The sequence below is a fragment of the Citrobacter sp. TBCS-14 genome, from assembly GCF_005280805.1.
In the GTDB taxonomy this organism is placed as follows: Bacteria; Pseudomonadota; Gammaproteobacteria; order Enterobacterales; family Enterobacteriaceae; genus Citrobacter; species Citrobacter gillenii.
In genome coordinates this window covers 1-241 of record NZ_SZWM01000516.1, presented here as the reverse complement: position 1 = coordinate 241, position 241 = coordinate 1, and the positions used below count along the sequence as shown (strand labels likewise).

General features: G+C 38.6%; 1 protein-coding gene. It reads right to left on the bottom strand.

Features of this window, described 5'->3' with window-relative positions; all coding sequences use genetic code 11:
• Positions 1-241: DNA adenine methylase (locus FDX22_RS19635; protein WP_186805357.1), on the bottom strand; the 241-nt coding region annotated here is incomplete at both ends.

The window sequence follows — 241 nt, the reverse complement described above, 5'->3', positions numbered from 1 at the left end:
TCAGCAACTTCAAAAAGTCATCTGTTGTCTTGTTTTCTTTCTCCTTAATCTCGGTAAACTCTGTACGTGAAACAATAAGGCTTTTAATCCACTCACGGTCTTGAGAGATAACTCGTTCAAAAGCGTTGGTTATATCCTTGTCTAAGTCGTTATAATATACTTCTAAGCCATTTAAAATACATTCGGATGTAATTGCTCCGCCTCCTCCGAAGATGTCGTATATCGGCTTGTCTGTGCCAAA